The organism is Neobacillus thermocopriae (assembly GCF_010975035.1).
In the GTDB taxonomy this organism is placed as follows: Bacteria; Bacillota; Bacilli; order Bacillales; family Cytobacillaceae; genus Neobacillus; species Neobacillus thermocopriae.
Map to the genome: position 1 here is coordinate 40,431 of NZ_JAAIUV010000023.1, position 17,323 is coordinate 57,753.

Below are 17,323 nucleotides of genomic sequence, written 5' to 3' on the forward strand. Positions count from 1 at the left end.
TTTTCGTTTGTTCCGTTCATTCATATTTATTAGATCAAGCAGGAATTACCTCAGCAAGAATAGAATGGTTGTAAGGAATGATTCATACGGGAGGATTTCCATGCTGTCCGAAAAAGAATTAAAAGAAATTAAAGCATTACAATTACTTTGTGAGAATCATGGCGGATTTCAGTTAAAATTAAATGATGGGATGCTACAGAATCGAACGGAAAACGTGAAAGAAGATTTCTTCCATTATGAAGACGGCCAGCTTGTCGGTTTTCTCGGCTGCTATGGATTCGGCAATAAAGTTGAGATTTGTGGAATGGTGCATCCGGATTATCGAAGAAGAGGGATTTTTTCTACATTACTAGAAAAGGGATTAGCGGAATCCAAAAAGCGAGGATTTAAAAGAATCTTGTTAAATGCGCCTACCTTGTCTGTTTCAGCCAAGGAGTTTATAAAAACCATTCCTTGCTCTTATACGATTACAGAATATCAAATGAAATGGCAGAAAACGGATTTATTCGAAGATTCGTCTGTAACCATCAGGCCATCTTTAACAAATAATGACCGGGAAGCGGAAATTCAACTCGAAGTTTTATGCTTTGGTTTTGCAGAAGAAGAGGCAAGAAAATTTGATCAAGAATTGACGGAAAACAGCACGGAACAAAAATTCATCATTGAAGTGGAAGGGAAAATAGCTGGAAAAATTCGTGTTTCCGAGGTGAATGATGAAGCTTGGATTTATGGGTTTGCTGTGTTTCCAGAACTTCAAGGAATAGGAATTGGAAGAAAAGCCCTTTCCAAAGTTGTTGCAATGGAACAAGAAAAAGGACTGCCTGTATTTTTAGAAGTAGAAGCGAAAAACGCTCATGCACTAAGGCTTTATGAATCAGTTGGATTTAGAACTTACCATTCACAGGATTATTATACCTATTTAAAATAAAAGCCTTCCTTAAAGCATCCGAGTCATGTAAAAAAATCCCGGTGCTTTAAGGAGGCAATCATCCTATTAAAAACGTATGTTCACACATCATAACATTTTTATGTAAACCAATTCTTTCCCCCACTACGATCACACACTTTCCTTCAAACTAGCGATTTTTCCCATTCACATCTTAAAATTTTCAAGAATAGACTAAGTGAAAAAGGATGGATAACAATGTCTATCACGCTTCCTGTCTGTATCAGGCCATTAATGATCAGCCTGGGAACGGATAAAAAGGTATTATATCCCCAAGTATACAACCTCCGAAACAAAGAATTCGAAAAAATGATCAACCAAGCAATTGTTCAACAAACTCAATGGATGATCGACAAACAAGCGGGAAATATGCCAACAAGTGTGGTTGAAATGTTAGGTTCGTATGAAATCAAAAATAACCAGCGTGAAGTGTTAAGCCTAACACTTTCAAATTACACCTATCATTATCATGCCGCACACGGAATGACTTATATAAAATCTTTAACGTTTGACCTACAAAAAGGAAAACAATGTGAATTGAAAGACCTATTTAAGCAAGGTAGCAATTATATTGAAAGGCTATCCAGCTTGGTCCAACAACAAATCAATGAACGGGATGTTCCACTACTTGATACCTTCACTACCATCAAACCAAACCAAGACTTTTATATCGCTGACAAAACCATTGTTATCTATTTCCAACTATACGAAATAACACCCTATGTTTATGGTTTCCCCATGTTCCCAATCTCTGTATATAGTATCCAAGACATCATTAACGAGGATGGCCCCCTCGGACGCATGGCGGAAAACAATTAATCCAATAGCTCGCTAACTCCAAAAATTGATTGGTTTATCATAGACAAATACCCAGATTTAAATTAGAATTTGTTCGTATAAGTGCATGAAAGGAATGGTGAGGACCATATATGGGTCCTCTCTGTCTTTTAACCATTCGTGAGATTAGACAAAAAGGAGTGATCGATATGATCAATGTATTATTTGTTTGCCTCGGTAATATTTGTCGCTCACCGATGGCGGAAGCATTGTTTCGAGACTTAGTGAAAAAAGAAAATTTATCGGACAAAATCTTCGTCGATTCCGCTGCTACGAGTTCTTGGCACACTGGATCACCCCCGCATAAGGGAACACTTGAGATTTTGAAAAAATACAACATCTCATCTGATGGATTAATCGGTCGTCAATTAACAAAAGAAGACTTTGAAAAATTTGATTATATCGTTGGGATGGATGAAAGCAATATGAAAAATATTACGGCGATCACCAATAAAGCGAAACGTCCACAAATGATTCGCCTACTTGATTTGACGGATCATAAGAAAGATGTTCCTGATCCTTATTACACAGGAGATTTTCAAGAAACCTACCAACTTGTTTCAGAAGGATGTAAGGCATTACTAGAAAAAATTCGTCAAGAAAAAAACTTAATATAAACTCCTACTCTATATAAAATGGGAAACTTAATTTGATAAGTTTCCCATTCAGCTTTCAATCATAGTCGTTTCATCCAATCAGTTTGTTTTTTGATGGAAGCAATCTTCACATATGAAACTTCCTTCGTTTTTGAGAAACGCTTTTATTTCCGTAAAACCTTTACGCTTTGGATAACGCATTTTAATAAAAACAACCTCATTCCCCTGGATTTCCTTCCCACATTTTGTACACTTTGGTTCCTCTCCAAACATTAATATCTCTCCTATTCGATGTTCTTTCTTTTATTATAAACTAATTACATAAAATTCCCATAAACTACTAATTATGAATGTTGAAAGACGTAAACGATGAACCATTTCTATCATCTCTCATGAGGTTCTAGACCCTATTTTAAATGCCTTTTACACCTTAAAATCCGTTTAAAGGACACCTGATTTCAGGTGTCTTTTTTACATTCTATTATGCTGTAGATTGGGGTATTGGAAAAGAAGACATTTATAAATGGATTTTTCATGGTGTTATTCATCCTGAATTTTATGCTCACCTTCCTATTGACATATAATATCTACAGTTTTACACTATAATAGTTATCAAAAATAATTATCAAATATAACTATTTTTAGAAAGGAGTTACCTGTGAAGCAACATCAACAAATTTTTCAAGACCTGTCCTTTACGATTCGACCATTTGATACACAGCTAAGCGAGATTTTACGGAATCATGGGATTCAACGTTCCGAATGGTCGGTGCTTTATACCATTGTTCATGAGCCTGATATTACGGCAGCAGAGATTGCCAAACGATTAACCTTTGAAAAACCGAATATGACAAGAATTATTAAAGATTTAACGAACGCAGGTTATATCGATGTTGAAACATCAGCAGAAGACAAACGAAGAAAACATCTACGCATTACACCTTTAGGAAAAGAAAAATATTTAGAGGCACGCGTTACCATTGACGCTTTTGAAATGGAAATTTTAGAAGGTGTAACGGAAGAGGAGCGGATCCATTTACTTCGTATTCTGGAGAAAATGCGCACAAATTTAAATAGGAGAGTTAGATTATAAAAGATGAGTAACACAAACGAAAAGTTATGGACAAAAGATTTTATCATCGTATCCATTATTAACTTAATCGTCACATTAATTTTCTACTTATTAATGGTGACAACCTCATCCTTTGCTGTCAAAGAATATCATGCTACAGCGAGTCAAGCAGGTTTGGCAACAGGGATTTACATTGTGGGGGTATTAATCGGTCGTTTATTTACAGGACGAGTGATCGGCACAGTTGGGGTGAAAAAAATCCTGATTTTAGGGTTAATTTTCTTTATCAGTACGACTGGTCTTTATTATATTCATGCGGGAATTTTATTTTTACTCATTAGTCGGCTCGTTAACGGGATGACTGCAGGGATCACTTCAACGGCGACAGGAACCTTGGTTGCCCAAATTGTTCCAATGAGTCGTAAAGGAGAAGGAATTGGCTACTTTAGCATGAGTTCAACACTTGGTACGGCCATTGGACCTTTCCTAGGTATGTTCTTAACACGTTTTACCTCTTACAATATGATTTTCTTCCTTTGCTTGATTTTAGGAGCATTTGCTCTCATTATCGGCTTAACGTTAAAACAACCAGTTATGAAAAAACTAACAAAAGCAAAAGAACAATCCAAACAAGCTTTTAGTATTAAAAACTATATCGAACCAAATGCGATGGGGATCGCCATCGTCACATTCTTTATGTCATTTGGATATGCAGCCTTATTAGCATTCCTTACCTTCTTTGCAGAGGAACGTCATTTAATAACAGCGGCAAGCTTCTTCTTCCTTGTATATGCGATTGCCATTTTACTAACACGACCATTTAGCGGTCGTTTCATGGATACAAAAGGTTCAAACTTTGTCATGATTCCTTGTTTTATCTTATTAGCGATTGGATTATTTTTAGTCAGTGTAGCCCATTCAGGTGGTCTTTTATTAATCGCCGCTGCGATTGTTGGTGTTGGCTATGGTAACTTACAATCTGGTGCTCAAGCAATTGCGATTAAGCTTACATCACCTGAACGATCAGGGTTAGCCACTTCTACCTTCTTTATCGCATTAGATGCTGGTCTTGGCTTCGGCCCTTCCATTTTAGGTGCCATCCAACCTATCATTGGTTATGGCAAGTTATTTATTGCCCTTAGCTTCATAACCATACTCTCGCTAGCCTTATACATTGTCCTACATGGTCGAAAAGACAAAAAACTTATCCGAATTCAACCATATCACAAAAGCTTAGGACATCATTAAGTTATAGTTTCTAAATTCAATGGGGAGTTGCCAACGACAACTCCCCAAATGGTATAAATACATACATTATTCCTTTTTCAACAGTTTGTTTAACTGATCGTTGTGCCATCTCGATAAGACTAGGAGTCCAAGAATGGAGCCAAGAAAGGCTAACAACATATCCCATGGTGCATCCCACCGATCTCCTTGTGCACCTAAAAAGTTTTCGGTCGTTACCCCTTTTTTCCCGAACACAAATGCCAACCATTCAATGATTTCATAAAGTGCACTAATGGCTAAAATGATACTTACGGCAATAAAAAATAACCACTTCCCTTTTTTTAATGGAGTTTTTCTCAATAATATTTCTCTGATCACCATGACCAGCAACCCTTTCAAAAAATGCCCAAATCGATCATAATGATTTCGATGTAATTCAAATACATCTTTTATCCAATGAAAGAGCGGGACTTTTGAATAAGTGTAATGGCCTCCAATAAACATCAGAATGGAAAGCATTGCGAAGATGAAATAGGAAAGTGTCGTAAATCGAAAACGATGATAGACGGCTATAACCACGATCAATAACACAACAGCAGGAAGGACTTCCACGATCCATAATGAGAAAATGGCGGGCTTGATCATCGACCAAATAAAAACAGCCAAGACAAGCAACAAAAGTCCTACATGAACCATTTGACTTTGGTCTCTGTCCACTTTTTCACTCCTATAAAAATTCGTATATATTCTTCAATATTTCCTTATTAGGAATTCCATAAACATCGGAAAAAGTTCCTGTCTTCCCACCAGTGTTGCATAATGCTGAAAAACTGTCTATCGTTGAAGGTGCGATCGTTCCTACTCTCCATTTTCGATCTGACAACTCAATCCTTTATCAATCCTTACTCTGTTTTATTTCCCTTTTAAACTATTTTTATATTGGTCATAGTCCGTTTTCACATAATGAAAGGCTGCTGCATTTCCACCATGATCCGGGTGAGTGAGTAATAATAATTTCTTAAACTTGGCTAATATTTCTTTCTCCCCTGCTGTTTTTGAAAGTCCTAATTTACGACGATAATCAGGTGTTGTTGAAGGAGATACGGTTTGACTCTTTTCTGTATTTTTCTTTTCGTCCTCTTCTTTGCCTTGGCGAGAATAATGTTCTTTTAACCTCAACAATTCATTCCGTAATTCAATATTTTCTTTTAAAACTCTTCTTGTTTCCTTTTGTAATAAACTTTTTTCATTCTGTAATTCGGCCATTTCTTTATGTAATTTTTCTCTTTGTTGTTTTAATTCCTTAATGGTATGTTTATAAAACTCTTCCATTCCTTTCATATGTTCATCCTGGGCTTTTAATTTAATCCTTAGTTCACGAACTGTTTTTTCTTGGTCGGTCACAATGAGTTGAGCCGTTGTATTACCGGATAGATAATCATTGATGTGCTCCCGGTTTCCAATCTTTCGAATCTTCCCTTCATGGAACCATTGTTGAACAATTTGAAGCCCTGTGCTTGCCTCTACACCCGCATCTTTAAGTAATTCAATTACTTGATCCGTATCTTCAAGTTTTAAGTCTACTTTCGATGAATTCCCTGCATATTTAATTTTATGTTCTCGTAACCAGCGCCTAACTGTTTGAATAATTTTTTCGTCAGGAACCCCCGCGCTCCTTAATAATTCAAATGCTTGATCCGTATTCACCTAAATCCCCCTACCATGCTTTTCACATCCAAATGTGTGCAGTACAATCATCGATTTTGTCGAAATGGATTCTTACTACTAATATTAATGGAGCCCAAAAATAATGTGAATGGCAAAATACGACTAAAAAAACAAAGATAGAGCCTGCAACTTTACAATAAAATTTTGACTGAACAAGAGATTCACAAACCATAATCACTATATTTTACATATTTTTCTTTAAAAGGAACAAAATGAAATTTATTCACCCTAAATTTTGGAACGACAATATTTTCCGTAGCTTTAACATAATTACCTCCGCTTCGTAATTTTTCCTGGTTTATGACAATTTTATAGGAAGTTTGTCATATTACTGCTTAAATCGTAAAGTTGTTCATCCAATTATAAAGAAATGTAATGCTATTGTTCTGTTAAAAAGGTAACGGAACATGTTAGGGTAGTATCATGAAATTTTATTGGAGGTAGCACACAACATGAAGAATTCGATGAAAGTATTCGTTGTAGCTTGTGTAGCTACAGTCGGATTTGTGATACACAATTCTACAGCAAGAGCTATTGATGAATATATCGCGAAAAAGGAAGATCTACTTCCTAAAATCAATCAGGAAAAAGATTCTACTGTTAAGAATATAGATATCAATAAAGAAAAGAATCAAGATGAGCTTCAAGTATCAATGGAAGAAATCTTGAAAGAGCCAGAGTTACTAACAGATTCAGAAAAATCCCATAAACAGGATGATTCAAATGTAGAAGAAAAGATGACGAAATCAACTGAATCTGAAGCTGTAACAAAGGCAGAAGCGGCTCCATCTGAACCTTCGAACCAAGAAGAAAAACCTGTTCAAACAATGGCTCAAGCCGAACCTCAAGTAAAAGCAGAAGAGGAAAAAGTAGAGGCACCTAAGATTTCTCTTTCTGAAAAAGAAAAAGACTTATTTGCCCGACTAGTGGAAGCGGAAGCAAAAGGTGAACCGTATGAAGGAAAAGTAGCTGTTGCAACGGTTGTATTAAATCGGGTAGAATCTTCAGAGTTTCCGGATACAGTGACAGAAGTCATTCATGAAAAGGTGGGCAAAGCTTACGCCTTTACACCCGTACAAAACGGTGAAATTAACAAACCTGCTTCAGAAGAGGCAATCAAAGCCGTTGAAGAAGCTTTAAAACGAGAAGATACGTTAAATCATTCCATTTATTTCTATAACCCAGAAATTGCCACTGATAGCTGGATCCGTACCCGTCAAACGGTAAAAACGATTGGAAACCATGTTTTTGCGAAATAATTTAAGAATGAGAAAATTGGCGCGCCAAATAGAAACAACCTATTTGGTGCGCTTTTTTTGATTTATATCGGCATTTTATTCTTGTTTCTTTAAATCATCCGGATAAGTGATCGTATCGATTAACTCTTGATTTGCTTGATCTTTCACATAAATCGTTACTTTTTGGTCCACATCAGCTATTCCCTTATATTGCTGGTACATCATACTAGACATGGCAAGTCCCATAGCCGCAAACTTGTCCATACTATTTTGATAGGCCTTTTTATCCACCATCCAAGTAAACTCTGAAAAGGTATCATTATAGGAAATATCGATAATGGAAACATATTCTTTGTTATTTTTCAAATCGTCAATGGTTTGCAAAATCCCTTCTTTTATTTTCTCCATCATTGTTTTATACGTTTCCTTAGACATTTTGTAAGTTAATGAACCATCTTCATTTTTAATGACTTCCTTTACACCCTGTTTTTTTGCTTCTGCCATAACGGCATCCATATCTTGACCTTCGAACATGGATGCTGGAATTTTAATCTCCACATTTTTTGGTCCTTTTTCTACCTCAACTGGCTGTTCTTTTTGTTTCGCCGCTAGCTTCGAAATAGGTTGACTATTTGAAGAACAAGAAGCAAGAAGGAAAACAAATGCAGCCATAAAGAAATAGGCAAAAGTCCTCATTTTACTACCCCCAGTTAATAGATCATTTATACTCTTTTTTGTAGGATGATTTTCCACACTAATTATATATACAAATCCATAAATGGTAAAATTTTTATTAACGGAAATACATAAAAAATTGAAATGTATTAAGTATAGATGGTCATCCTTTTATTGCTCATCATGAAAAAAAGCAATGGAAGGATTATTACTTTTCTCCTACCATTGCAACATGCTACTATGGTTACTTTTGAAAGGGTTAATTAGGTGAATTGGCCCGTTATTTTCCGCAACATTTTTTATATTTTTTTCCACTTCCGCAAGGGCATGGTTCATTACGACCAATTTTTCTTCTTGATTGGATATCAACCACATTATTTTTTTGAATTGGCGATGGTTGTAAATGTCTCTTTTCAATTTGCACTAACTCATTTTGTGTATATCCTTTTAGGAACCATTCTCTTGTATGATTCATAAGATGGACAATTTTTTCCATACAGGCATTGATCGTATCGAAACCTTCAAATTCTAACATCGTTTGTAAATATCGAAGAATATCTCCTGGTCCTTCACCAATTCTAATCGCAAACTGACATTCTTCAGCAATGGAATCAGCATCTTCTTTGCTAATTTCATAATTTTGTCTTAAAAACTGAACAAAGCGCTGATAACTTTCATTCCGATCAACAAAGTTTGGTTCTCCTGCTTTGATCAGCTGCTCTTTTGAAAAAGGATAAAAATCGAGAATTTTTCTTTTTTGGTGTTCCATTTTTACTCGATTCGGGTCCAATACTCTAATATTTGAAAAAACCTCGTCGTTGATCATGATTTGCTCGTAATAGAAATGAGCATGATCAATCACAGAAAGATAATCAGAAACGGGAACTTCTTTTTTTGTATATTTTTTCAGCATTGCCAATAATTCTCTCAAGGTTAGAGAACCATAATAATAGAGAAGTCCGTGAGTCAATTTGATCCATTCTGTGTTTCGACGAATAATTGGTTTCCATTTTGAATGATCCGTTTGCGAACCAAGTATTTTCATCCATTCTTCTGGCATGGCCAAAACTTTTTTGCCATTGTTCATTCCAGGAAACAGAATCCCACAATTACGAAAATACTCCATCTGGTTATTCGTTAAATTTGGTTCAACAACCACGCCGTCATGGCGAAGGGCTTTTTGAATCATTTCGTATCGTTCCTGATCGATCGTCAAAAACATATTATCTACTAATTCGGGAATTTTTGATTGTAATACTTCAATTAAATCTCCCTTTTTTAATTGGCTTACACCGGTAATTTGATAATGTCTCCTAATTTGGCTCAGATCATCTTTCGTCAGTCTAGCAAGACTATCCTTTAAGGATATAGGTAATGAAATATCACTCCACATCTTTAATTCCCGTTTTTGCTGAGATTTTCTCGACATTTCATTCTTATCCTGTGAAGATCCGAGTAATTGTTGAACCGCTTCTTTTTCGCTGTTTCTACTCATGTTGTTCACCTCGGAAAAAAATCGTGTCTATATCATCCTTCTAATTTTCAACTTTTTTATTATCTAATAGAACAAATGTATTTTCAATTGGTAAACCAAATAAAAATCTGTAGACAAATGGGACTGTCTACAGATTATTCCATCTTATCTAAAACGACTTCTTCTTCGGAAGAATGCTGGTAATTCTAATTCATCTTCTGAAGAGCGGTCATGTTCATGCTCCGATTCTACATGCTTGTAAGAATATCGGTCATTTTGCAATGAGGTATCCTCCTGCTTGTAGACGTTTCGGTTATAATAAAAATCCGTTTCTTCTTGATTGTAATGATTTCGATGATCATCCATATTCGTATTTTCTGACATATAACCCTTCCGATTATAGTCCATATCCGCTTCATTAGACATGTTAGTACCTTCTACAGAAATGGTACGCGGTTGTTCTGTTCGATAGAGGTTGGATATCGGACGAGAGGATGGCTTTTTAAAGGTTGATTGTTCCTCCTCGTTAAAGCCTGTCGCAATAACCGTAACAATGATTTCATCTTTTAAATTTTCATTAATAACAGATCCAAAAATCATATTTAATTCATCGTGAGAAGCAGAAGAAACGATTTCCGCGGCCTCCTGAACCTCATAAAGACTTAAATTATGGCCACCGGTAATGTTCATAATAACCCCTTGTGCCCCATTAATAGATGTTTCAAGCAGCGGGCTATTTAATGCTTTTTTAGCAGCTTCGGCCGCTCGGTTGCTACCTTTGGCCACACCAATTCCCATTAATGCTGTTCCTTTATGAGACATGACAGTTTTGATATCCGCAAAATCAAGGTTGATTAAACCAGGTACAGCTATTAAATCGGATATCCCTTGAACACCTTGACGCAACACATTATCCGCTTCACGAAAAGCTTCCAACATAGGCGTCTTTTTATCAATGATTTCTAATAAACGATCATTTGGAATAATGATTAACGTGTCTACCGATTCTCTCATTTCTTTAATCCCACGTTCAGCGTTTACCGCACGCTTATGGCCTTCAAATTTAAACGGACGTGTAACTACTCCAACCGTTAAAGCACCTATTTTTCGTGCAATTTTAGCAATTTCAGGAGCGGCACCAGTACCCGTACCTCCACCCATTCCGGCGGTAACGAAAACCATATCTGCTCCAGCCAATACTTCTTCAATCTGCTGTTTGCTTTCTTCTACGGCTCTTTTTCCAATATCAGGATTGGCTCCTGCTCCTAGTCCTCTTGTTAAAGCCGCACCTATTTGCATCTTAATCTCCGCTCTTGATTGTTGAAGTGCTTGTGCATCTGTATTAACAGCGATGAATTCTACTCCTTCTACTCCTGCCTCGATCATCCTGTTCACGGCATTATTTCCCCCACCGCCTACTCCAATCACTTTAATCGAGGCAAATTGATCGATTGGTGTATCATAATCAAACATACGCATCCCTCTTCCTACAACAACTTTCATAAATATATGATTCGAATCTATTTATAGGATAATAGAAAATATTTTATGTAATTACATCAAATATAATAGGCTTAATATTTAGTATACACAAGCATTGTATTTCTTTTTTTAAGCTAAGTTAACATTCTATTTACAAATTTGTTATTCCTTTATATTTGATGATTTTTTTCATTCTTTAGTAGAGTAGATTGTCATCGAAAGATAGAATGGCTGTGTGCTATTCCCTAATTTTTATTCTTTTTCGTATTCATTCTTCCTTATTTTGAACGACCTGTTAATGATTCCACAAACTGAATAAATGCTTTCGTGACGTTCCATTCTAATGATTCTTTATGATAATACATCCAAGTTCTGCGTAGGATTGGTTTTCCATTTTGGTGTGTTAAATCCACTTTGTAAATATTTTCTGTATCTTTGAGCATGCGGCTAGGCAAAATGCCATAGCCCAACCCATTCATCACCATTTTCATACATGTATCCACTTGATCTACTTCAATACTAATGAAAGGTGGCTGTATATAGTTCTCAGCCCACCAATTGTCTATTAAGGTTTTTAATAAAACATCCCCACTATAATCAATTCTAGGAAGATGTGGTAAATTTACAAGATCGATAGGTTCTTTAGAAGCAATGGAAACTGTTTCTTCTAATAATAAATGCTTTTTCAGTCCTCGAGAATTATAGTCGCCTCTCACAAAGCCGATATGAACGTCCTTATTATGGATCAGTTTGGTAACATCTTTACTCCACCCTGTCACCACTTTAAAATCCACATGCGGGTACTGTTCCTTAAATAATTTTAACATAGAAGGCAATTCATAATTGGCAAAAAAGTTAGATACTCCCAATTTTAACGTTCCTGCGACTGCATTGCCAGCATGATTGCTCATATTCCTTACATGCTCTTTAATTTTATTAAATTGTTCAAGGATTTCATCCGCACATCGGACAAGATATTCTCCCTCAGCGGTAAAATGAACCCCTCTACTTTCACGAGTGACGATTTTGACTCCCAATTCTTCCTCCATGTGCTTTAAACGATTGGTCAATGCAGGCTGGGTAATATACAAAAGACGCGCTGCTTTCGTCAGGTTTTTCTGACTATAAAGAACCCTTAATATTTCCCAATCACGATAATCCACAAACATCACCCTAAATTTTCCATATAAAAAATTTTTATATTTCACCATAACAATTAACAATTTTATTTATTTCCATTATTGCATTACCATTATCTCATAGCAACCAATCATTTATATATATATGGTTAATTTTAGGAGGTCCTATTCAATGTGGGTAATCACTCATTTTTCAAATTCATCTTTTACACAATATGAATTCGAAACAGAAGAACAAGCGCGAGAAGCACTTAAAAACATGAAAGGATGCAATATCCTATCCGAAGTCGTTTATTACAATGACCCATGTTTTGAAGAAGTAGCTTAACATATATGAAAGGGGACGGAGCTGGAAGGCAAATGGTGCCAACTAATCCGTCCCTTTGCTTTATCTTTTTATATTTCGAACATGCATCATCGACTTTCCCTTTTTCCCTTCAGCTGAGATCTTCATCTTCCTCCTTTCTAAAAATAAACAGAAATTTCTTCATGTATTCGAACATTTTTTCATACTATAAATGTGGGGGTGGAAAAATGCCACGAATAAACTATCGAGATTCGGACGTTTCTTTAATGGCTCGAATGATGAGAGCAGAAGCTGAAGGTGAAGGAAAACTGGGAATGCTAATGGTCGGAAATGTGATTGTCAATCGAGTGATAGCCGATTGTTTAGATTTTAAACAGGTAAGAACTGTTCCCCAAGTGATTTTTCAAGTGCAAGGAGGGAACTATTCCTTTGAAGCGGTTCAAAAGGGAAATGTCTTTTATCAAAGAGCCAGAACTTCTGAAAAGAGACTAGCCAAACAGAATTTGGAATATTGGAGACAACATCCATCTAAATATGCTCTTTGGTATTTTAATCCATATGCTCCTTGTCCTCCCACATGGTATGGTCAACCACATTCTGGGCAATATAAGCAGCATTGTTATTATGAACCAAAAGCTGGGACATGTGATAGTGTTTATATAGGATAACCCCAAAATAAAAGGGGCGGTTCCCTACCATACTTGCTTTTATAAGAAGTATGAAATAGGGCCGTCCCCATTGTTTTTTTGTATCAAACACTACCGTGAATGATCTATTTCATTGCGATTCTACGGCCGGCAGATTACTATTTGACTCAACTGTCATCCTTTTATTTCCTAAAATTTTATTTAAGATTTGATTCACTAGTTTCATAAATAGTGGATGATCACGGTGCCGTGGATAAGGTAATCGGACAGGTACTTCTAATGCAATACGACCTTCTTCTATAATGACCACCCTGTTGGCTAATGCTACCGCTTCCTCTACATCATGGGTGACGAGAATGGCTGTGAGTTGCTTTTCTTTCCATAACTTTTCTATTAATTCATGCATTTCAATACGAGTTAAGGCATCCAAAGCCCCAAGAGGCTCATCTAACAGCAATAACTTTGGCTCATGAATGAGGGCTCTAGCAAGAGCAACTCGTTGCTTTTGCCCCCCTGAAAGTTCAGATGGCCATGAATGTAAACGGTCCCCTAGCCCAACCTGTTGCAAGATTTGTTCAATTTGTTGTTTTTGAGATTCCTCCTTTAAGCCAATCGCCACGTTATCGTAAACATTTTTCCACGGAAGGAGTCGACCATCTTGGAACATGATTTTGGCCAATCGATTTCTTCCTCTCCATTCCTCTCCATTTACTAGGAGCCTACCTGAAGTGGGAGCTTCCAAACCTGCTAGTATCCGTAGTAGCGTGCTTTTGCCGCAGCCACTTTTACCGACAATAGCTATGAAATCCCCTTGATGAATCTGTAAATCTATTTTTCTTAATACTTCTTTTTCTCCAAAATCTTTTCGGATATTCAACAGTTTCACGATCGGTTGTTCTATAGCCACTACTCTACACCCCTTACTCATTCTGATGGCTTGGATGCCATTTGATTAATCTTTTTTCCGCTATTTTTGCTATCATGTCAGACAATTTTCCTAAAAGTGCATAAAGTAGAATACTGAGAACGACGACATCTAATTGCATAAATTCCCTAGCGTTCATCGCCATATAGCCGATTCCCGAATCAGCGGCAATCGTTTCCGCAACAATCAATGTTACCCAAGTAATTCCAAGGGCAAACCTTACCCCTACAAGGATAGATGGTAAAGCAGCTGGGAAAATCACATGCCAAAAAAGGGAGAATCCTTTTAATTCATAGACATAGGCCATTTCAATAAGGGATGGGTCCACCGAACGTATGCCATGATAGGTGTTGAGGTAGATAGGGAAAAAGGTCCCTAGAGCCACCAGAAACAATTTCGCCTCTTCCCCAATACCAAACCAAAGAATGACAATGGGTAATAACGCTAAATGCGGTATATTTCGAATCATTTGTATAGAAGAATCGAGCAATTTTTCCGAGATTTTCGAGATCCCATTTACCAACCCTAAAAGAAAACCAAGACCGCCACCTATTAGAAATCCTACAAATGCTCGTTTTGTACTTGTCCAAACATCTGCAGGCAACTGACCGCTTTTTGTTAGATTTGTTGCGGCAGAAACAATATCAAGAGGATTCGGTAGGACCCTTGTGGAAAGGATTCCAATCGAAGCAGATACTTGCCAAGTAAGTAGTAATCCGATTGGAATGACCCAAGGTAATATTTTTGTCTTCCATTTCATTTACTTCACTCCCCCGATGGTTGGTAAAAAACTGTTAGCCACAATTTCTCCAAATGGACTGACAATCGAAGAAGATGGATCATTCGCTGAATTTGTTAAATTTAAGTGTGGGAATAGAAGCTCAGAAACACGATAGGCTTCTTCTAAATGAGGATATCCTGATAAAACAAACGTTTCTATTCCGATTTCCTCATATTCTTTCATTCGTTTCGCCACAGTTTTGGGATCTCCAACTAGAGCCGTACCGGCACCTCCTCGCACCAGACCGACACCTGCCCAGAGGTTCGGGCTAATTTCCAATTGATCTCTCCGACCATGATGAAGTGCCGACATTCTTTGCTGTCCAACGGAGTCAAACCGTGCAAATACTTTTTGTGAGGCGGCAATCATGTCATCATCCACATACTTAATTAAACGGTTGGCTGCTTCCCATGCCTCTTGTTCTGTTTCTCGGACAATGACATGAAGACGGATACCAAAACGTAGCTTTCTTCCCCGCTCTTCGGCCAATTTTTTCACTGATTTTATTTTTTCTTCTACTTGTTTAGGCGGTTCCCCCCATGTTAAATAGACATCCACATGATCAGCGGCAACTTGCTGACCAATTTCAGAAGAACCTCCAAAGTAAAGGGGAGGATATGGTTTCTGAACCGGTGGAAAGAATTGCTTAGCTCCTGTAATGGTTAAATGTTTTCCGGAATAATCGGCTTCCCCTGATTCCAATAAGTTCTTCCAAATCGTTAAAAACTCATCCGTAAGTCTATACCGTTCTTGGTGGGATAAATGGACACCATCCCCCGCTAACTCTACAGGATCCCCACCTGTTACGACATTGATTAATAGACGTCCATTTGATAATCGATCAAAAGTAGCAGCCATCCTTGCCGCATTGGTCGGGGACATGATACCAGGCCGTACCGCAACGAGAAATTTCATTCTCGAGGTGACAGGAATTAATGAACTTGCTACAACCCACGCATCTTCGCAAGATCTTCCAGTTGGGATAAGGGCTCCTTCAAAGCCTAGATGGTCCACCGCCTTGGCAATTTGTTGAAGGTAGTGTATATTCACTTCCCTTCCTCCAGTAGTAACACCTAAATAGCGAGTATCTCCATGTGTGGGAATAAACCAAAATACTTTCATTTTTTCTCTCCTCCTATTGATTCACATTTCATTTTGCGTCTGAAATGTTGATTTTCTTTGGAATCAGTTTTAATTCATAAAATTTGTTAGCGATTTTTTGTTGATCGTTCAGCCGTTCATCCGTGATCTTTTCGATTCCAAATGGTCTTCTTTCAAGAACCACTTCCAATGTTTCTTGATCCATACCGATTTGAGGGGCAAGGAATTTGGCAGCTTCTGATTGATTGTTACTTACCCATTCTTCTTCTTTTTCTAATTCCTCGATGACGATATCAAGGATATCGGGATGTTTTTTCGCAAATGATTTGGAGGTAAGGAAATATTCACGGTTATGTACCAATCCAGTTCCATCGAGCAAAATACGAGCGCCTGTTTGTTTCTGAGCTTCGGCTAAATAAGGATCCCAAATGACCCATGCATCCACCGCCCCTTTTTCAAATGCGGTTCTAGCATCTGAAGGAGGTAAAAACGCCGTTTCTATCTCCTCGTATTTCAATCCATTTTCTTCTAGTGCTCGAACAAGTAAATAATGGACATTGGATCCTTTATTTAAGGCAACTTTTTTCCCCTTTAAATCTTTTATACTTTTAATCTTGGAATCTTTTGGAACAAGAATAGCTTCACCCTTCGGATTAGCTGGCTCATTGGCAAAATAAACGAGTGGTGCATCGGCAGCTTGGGCGAACTTCTTTTTCTAATTCCTCGATGACGATATCAAGGATATCGGGATGTTTTTTCGCAAATGATTTGGAGGTAAGGAAATATTCACGGTTATGTACCAATCCAGTTCCATCGAGCAAAATACGAGCGCCTGTTTGTTTCTGAGCTTCGGCTAAATAAGGATCCCAAATGACCCATGCATCCACCGCCCCTTTTTCAAATGCGGTTCTAGCATCTGAAGGAGGTAAAAACGCCGTTTCTATCTCCTCGTATTTCAATCCATTTTCTTCTAGTGCTCGAACAAGTAAATAATGGACATTGGATCCTTTATTTAAGGCAACTTTTTTCCCCTTTAAATCTTTTATACTTTTAATCTTGGAATCTTTTGGAACAAGAATAGCTTCACCCTTCGGATTAGCTGGCTCATTGGCAAAATAAACGAGTGGTGCATCGGCAGCTTGGGCGAA

General features: G+C 37.3%; 19 protein-coding genes and 1 pseudogene. 8 read left to right on the forward strand and 12 right to left on the reverse strand.

Going from position 1 to position 17,323, the window contains the following annotated elements:
- The first annotated feature begins 100 nt into the window (after positions 1–100).
- From G4Z05_RS13300 to G4Z05_RS13310, 3 genes are all read left to right on the forward strand, one after another.
- Positions 101–928 (forward strand): GNAT family N-acetyltransferase, encoded by an 828-nt coding sequence (locus G4Z05_RS13300; protein ID WP_163252319.1) that lies wholly within the window; start codon positions 101–103, stop codon positions 926–928.
- 216 nt (positions 929–1,144) lie between these two features.
- Positions 1,145–1,765, forward strand: a complete 621-nt coding sequence (locus G4Z05_RS13305) for a DUF3298 and DUF4163 domain-containing protein (protein WP_163252320.1) — start codon at positions 1,145–1,147, stop codon at positions 1,763–1,765.
- Between the two features lie 167 nt (positions 1,766–1,932).
- Complete coding sequence (locus G4Z05_RS13310) at positions 1,933–2,400, forward strand: low molecular weight protein-tyrosine-phosphatase (protein ID WP_163252321.1); 468 nt, start codon at positions 1,933–1,935, stop codon at positions 2,398–2,400.
- A 78-nt stretch (positions 2,401–2,478) separates the two neighbouring features.
- Here G4Z05_RS13310 and G4Z05_RS16555 read toward each other — a convergent pair whose 3' ends face one another.
- On the reverse strand, positions 2,479–2,652 hold the full coding sequence (locus G4Z05_RS16555; protein WP_163252322.1) for a Fe3+ hydroxamate ABC transporter substrate-binding protein: 174 nt from the start codon (positions 2,650–2,652) through the stop codon (positions 2,479–2,481).
- 385 nt (positions 2,653–3,037) lie between these two features.
- Here G4Z05_RS16555 and G4Z05_RS13320 point away from each other — a divergent pair, with 385 nt between their 5' ends.
- Positions 3,038–3,472: a MarR family winged helix-turn-helix transcriptional regulator gene (locus G4Z05_RS13320; RefSeq protein ID WP_163252323.1), complete on the forward strand. Its 435-nt coding sequence runs from the start codon at positions 3,038–3,040 to the stop codon at positions 3,470–3,472.
- 3 nt (positions 3,473–3,475) lie between these two features.
- A complete protein-coding gene (locus tag G4Z05_RS13325; RefSeq protein ID WP_163252324.1) occupies positions 3,476–4,699 on the forward strand; it encodes an MFS transporter in 1,224 nt (407 codons plus the stop codon).
- A 66-nt stretch (positions 4,700–4,765) separates the two neighbouring features.
- On the opposite strand, the gene G4Z05_RS13330 is transcribed toward G4Z05_RS13325, so the two are convergent.
- A complete protein-coding gene (locus G4Z05_RS13330; RefSeq protein ID WP_163252325.1) occupies positions 4,766–5,395 on the reverse strand; it encodes a DUF2238 domain-containing protein in 630 nt (209 codons plus the stop codon).
- 195 nt (positions 5,396–5,590) lie between these two features.
- The gene (locus tag G4Z05_RS13335; RefSeq protein WP_163252326.1) at positions 5,591–6,385 is read right to left on the reverse strand and encodes a hypothetical protein; all 795 of its coding nucleotides are present in this window, start codon (positions 6,383–6,385) and stop codon (positions 5,591–5,593) included.
- 473 nt (positions 6,386–6,858) lie between these two features.
- Here G4Z05_RS13335 and G4Z05_RS13340 point away from each other — a divergent pair, with 473 nt between their 5' ends.
- Entirely contained in the window at positions 6,859–7,665 is an 807-nt protein-coding gene (locus tag G4Z05_RS13340; protein ID WP_163252327.1) for a cell wall hydrolase, read from the forward strand.
- Between the two features lie 75 nt (positions 7,666–7,740).
- Here the strand turns inward: G4Z05_RS13340 and G4Z05_RS13345 are convergent, their stop codons facing one another.
- From G4Z05_RS13345 to G4Z05_RS13360, 4 genes are all read right to left on the reverse strand, one after another.
- A complete protein-coding gene (locus tag G4Z05_RS13345) occupies positions 7,741–8,340 on the reverse strand; it encodes a hypothetical protein (RefSeq protein WP_163252328.1) in 600 nt (199 codons plus the stop codon).
- Between the two features lie 259 nt (positions 8,341–8,599).
- Complete coding sequence (locus G4Z05_RS13350; RefSeq protein ID WP_163252329.1) at positions 8,600–9,814, reverse strand: YecA family protein; 1,215 nt, start codon at positions 9,812–9,814, stop codon at positions 8,600–8,602.
- A 144-nt stretch (positions 9,815–9,958) separates the two neighbouring features.
- Positions 9,959–11,266: a cell division protein FtsZ gene (gene ftsZ, locus G4Z05_RS13355; protein ID WP_163252330.1), complete on the reverse strand. Its 1,308-nt coding sequence runs from the start codon at positions 11,264–11,266 to the stop codon at positions 9,959–9,961.
- Between the two features lie 287 nt (positions 11,267–11,553).
- Positions 11,554–12,438, reverse strand: a complete 885-nt coding sequence (locus G4Z05_RS13360) for a LysR family transcriptional regulator (RefSeq protein WP_163252331.1) — start codon at positions 12,436–12,438, stop codon at positions 11,554–11,556.
- 148 nt (positions 12,439–12,586) lie between these two features.
- On the opposite strand from G4Z05_RS13360, the gene G4Z05_RS13365 reads away from it, so the two are divergent.
- Both G4Z05_RS13365 and G4Z05_RS13370 read left to right on the forward strand, forming a co-directional pair.
- Positions 12,587–12,742 carry a hypothetical protein gene (locus tag G4Z05_RS13365; RefSeq protein ID WP_163252332.1) on the forward strand — a complete coding sequence of 52 codons (156 nt, stop codon included), beginning with the start codon at positions 12,587–12,589 and terminating at the stop codon, positions 12,740–12,742.
- A gap of 206 nt (positions 12,743–12,948) precedes the next feature.
- Positions 12,949–13,389: a cell wall hydrolase gene (locus tag G4Z05_RS13370; RefSeq protein WP_163252333.1), complete on the forward strand. Its 441-nt coding sequence runs from the start codon at positions 12,949–12,951 to the stop codon at positions 13,387–13,389.
- A 109-nt stretch (positions 13,390–13,498) separates the two neighbouring features.
- On the opposite strand, the gene G4Z05_RS13375 is transcribed toward G4Z05_RS13370, so the two are convergent.
- The 5 genes and pseudogenes from G4Z05_RS13375 to G4Z05_RS13390 all read right to left on the reverse strand — a co-directional run.
- Positions 13,499–14,275 (reverse strand): ABC transporter ATP-binding protein, encoded by a 777-nt coding sequence (locus G4Z05_RS13375; protein WP_412758511.1) that lies wholly within the window; start codon positions 14,273–14,275, stop codon positions 13,499–13,501.
- 13 nt (positions 14,276–14,288) lie between these two features.
- Positions 14,289–15,053, reverse strand: coding sequence for an aliphatic sulfonate ABC transporter permease SsuC (ssuC, locus tag G4Z05_RS16420; protein ID WP_205597557.1), 765 nt, complete (start codon positions 15,051–15,053; stop codon positions 14,289–14,291).
- A complete protein-coding gene (gene ssuD, locus G4Z05_RS16425) occupies positions 15,054–16,196 on the reverse strand; it encodes an FMNH2-dependent alkanesulfonate monooxygenase (RefSeq protein WP_205597558.1) in 1,143 nt (380 codons plus the stop codon). It abuts the gene before it with no gap.
- Between the two features lie 28 nt (positions 16,197–16,224).
- Positions 16,225–16,818, reverse strand: a pseudogene (locus G4Z05_RS13385) (aliphatic sulfonate ABC transporter substrate-binding protein); the annotation flags it as partial.
- 19 nt (positions 16,819–16,837) lie between these two features.
- The coding region (locus G4Z05_RS13390) for an ABC transporter substrate-binding protein (protein WP_163252335.1) at positions 16,838–17,323 on the reverse strand (486 nt) is incomplete at its 5' end.

Coding starts and splice junctions, on each gene's coding strand:
- G4Z05_RS13300 (WP_163252319.1), top strand. CDS start 101: ATGCTGTCCGAAAAAGAATTAAAAGAAATTAAAGCATTACAATTACTT.
- G4Z05_RS13305 (WP_163252320.1), top strand. CDS start 1,145: ATGTCTATCACGCTTCCTGTCTGTATCAGGCCATTAATGATCAGCCTG.
- G4Z05_RS13310 (WP_163252321.1), top strand. CDS start 1,933: ATGATCAATGTATTATTTGTTTGCCTCGGTAATATTTGTCGCTCACCG.
- G4Z05_RS16555 (WP_163252322.1), bottom strand. CDS start 2,652: ATGTTTGGAGAGGAACCAAAGTGTACAAAATGTGGGAAGGAAATCCAG.
- G4Z05_RS13325 (WP_163252324.1), top strand. CDS start 3,476: ATGAGTAACACAAACGAAAAGTTATGGACAAAAGATTTTATCATCGTA.
- G4Z05_RS13340 (WP_163252327.1), top strand. CDS start 6,859: ATGAAGAATTCGATGAAAGTATTCGTTGTAGCTTGTGTAGCTACAGTC.
- G4Z05_RS13345 (WP_163252328.1), bottom strand. CDS start 8,340: ATGAGGACTTTTGCCTATTTCTTTATGGCTGCATTTGTTTTCCTTCTT.
- G4Z05_RS13350 (WP_163252329.1), bottom strand. CDS start 9,814: ATGAGTAGAAACAGCGAAAAAGAAGCGGTTCAACAATTACTCGGATCT.
- ftsZ (WP_163252330.1), bottom strand. CDS start 11,266: ATGTTTGATTATGATACACCAATCGATCAATTTGCCTCGATTAAAGTG.
- G4Z05_RS13365 (WP_163252332.1), top strand. CDS start 12,587: ATGTGGGTAATCACTCATTTTTCAAATTCATCTTTTACACAATATGAA.
- G4Z05_RS13370 (WP_163252333.1), top strand. CDS start 12,949: ATGCCACGAATAAACTATCGAGATTCGGACGTTTCTTTAATGGCTCGA.
- ssuC (WP_205597557.1), bottom strand. CDS start 15,053: ATGAAATGGAAGACAAAAATATTACCTTGGGTCATTCCAATCGGATTA.
- ssuD (WP_205597558.1), bottom strand. CDS start 16,196: ATGAAAGTATTTTGGTTTATTCCCACACATGGAGATACTCGCTATTTA.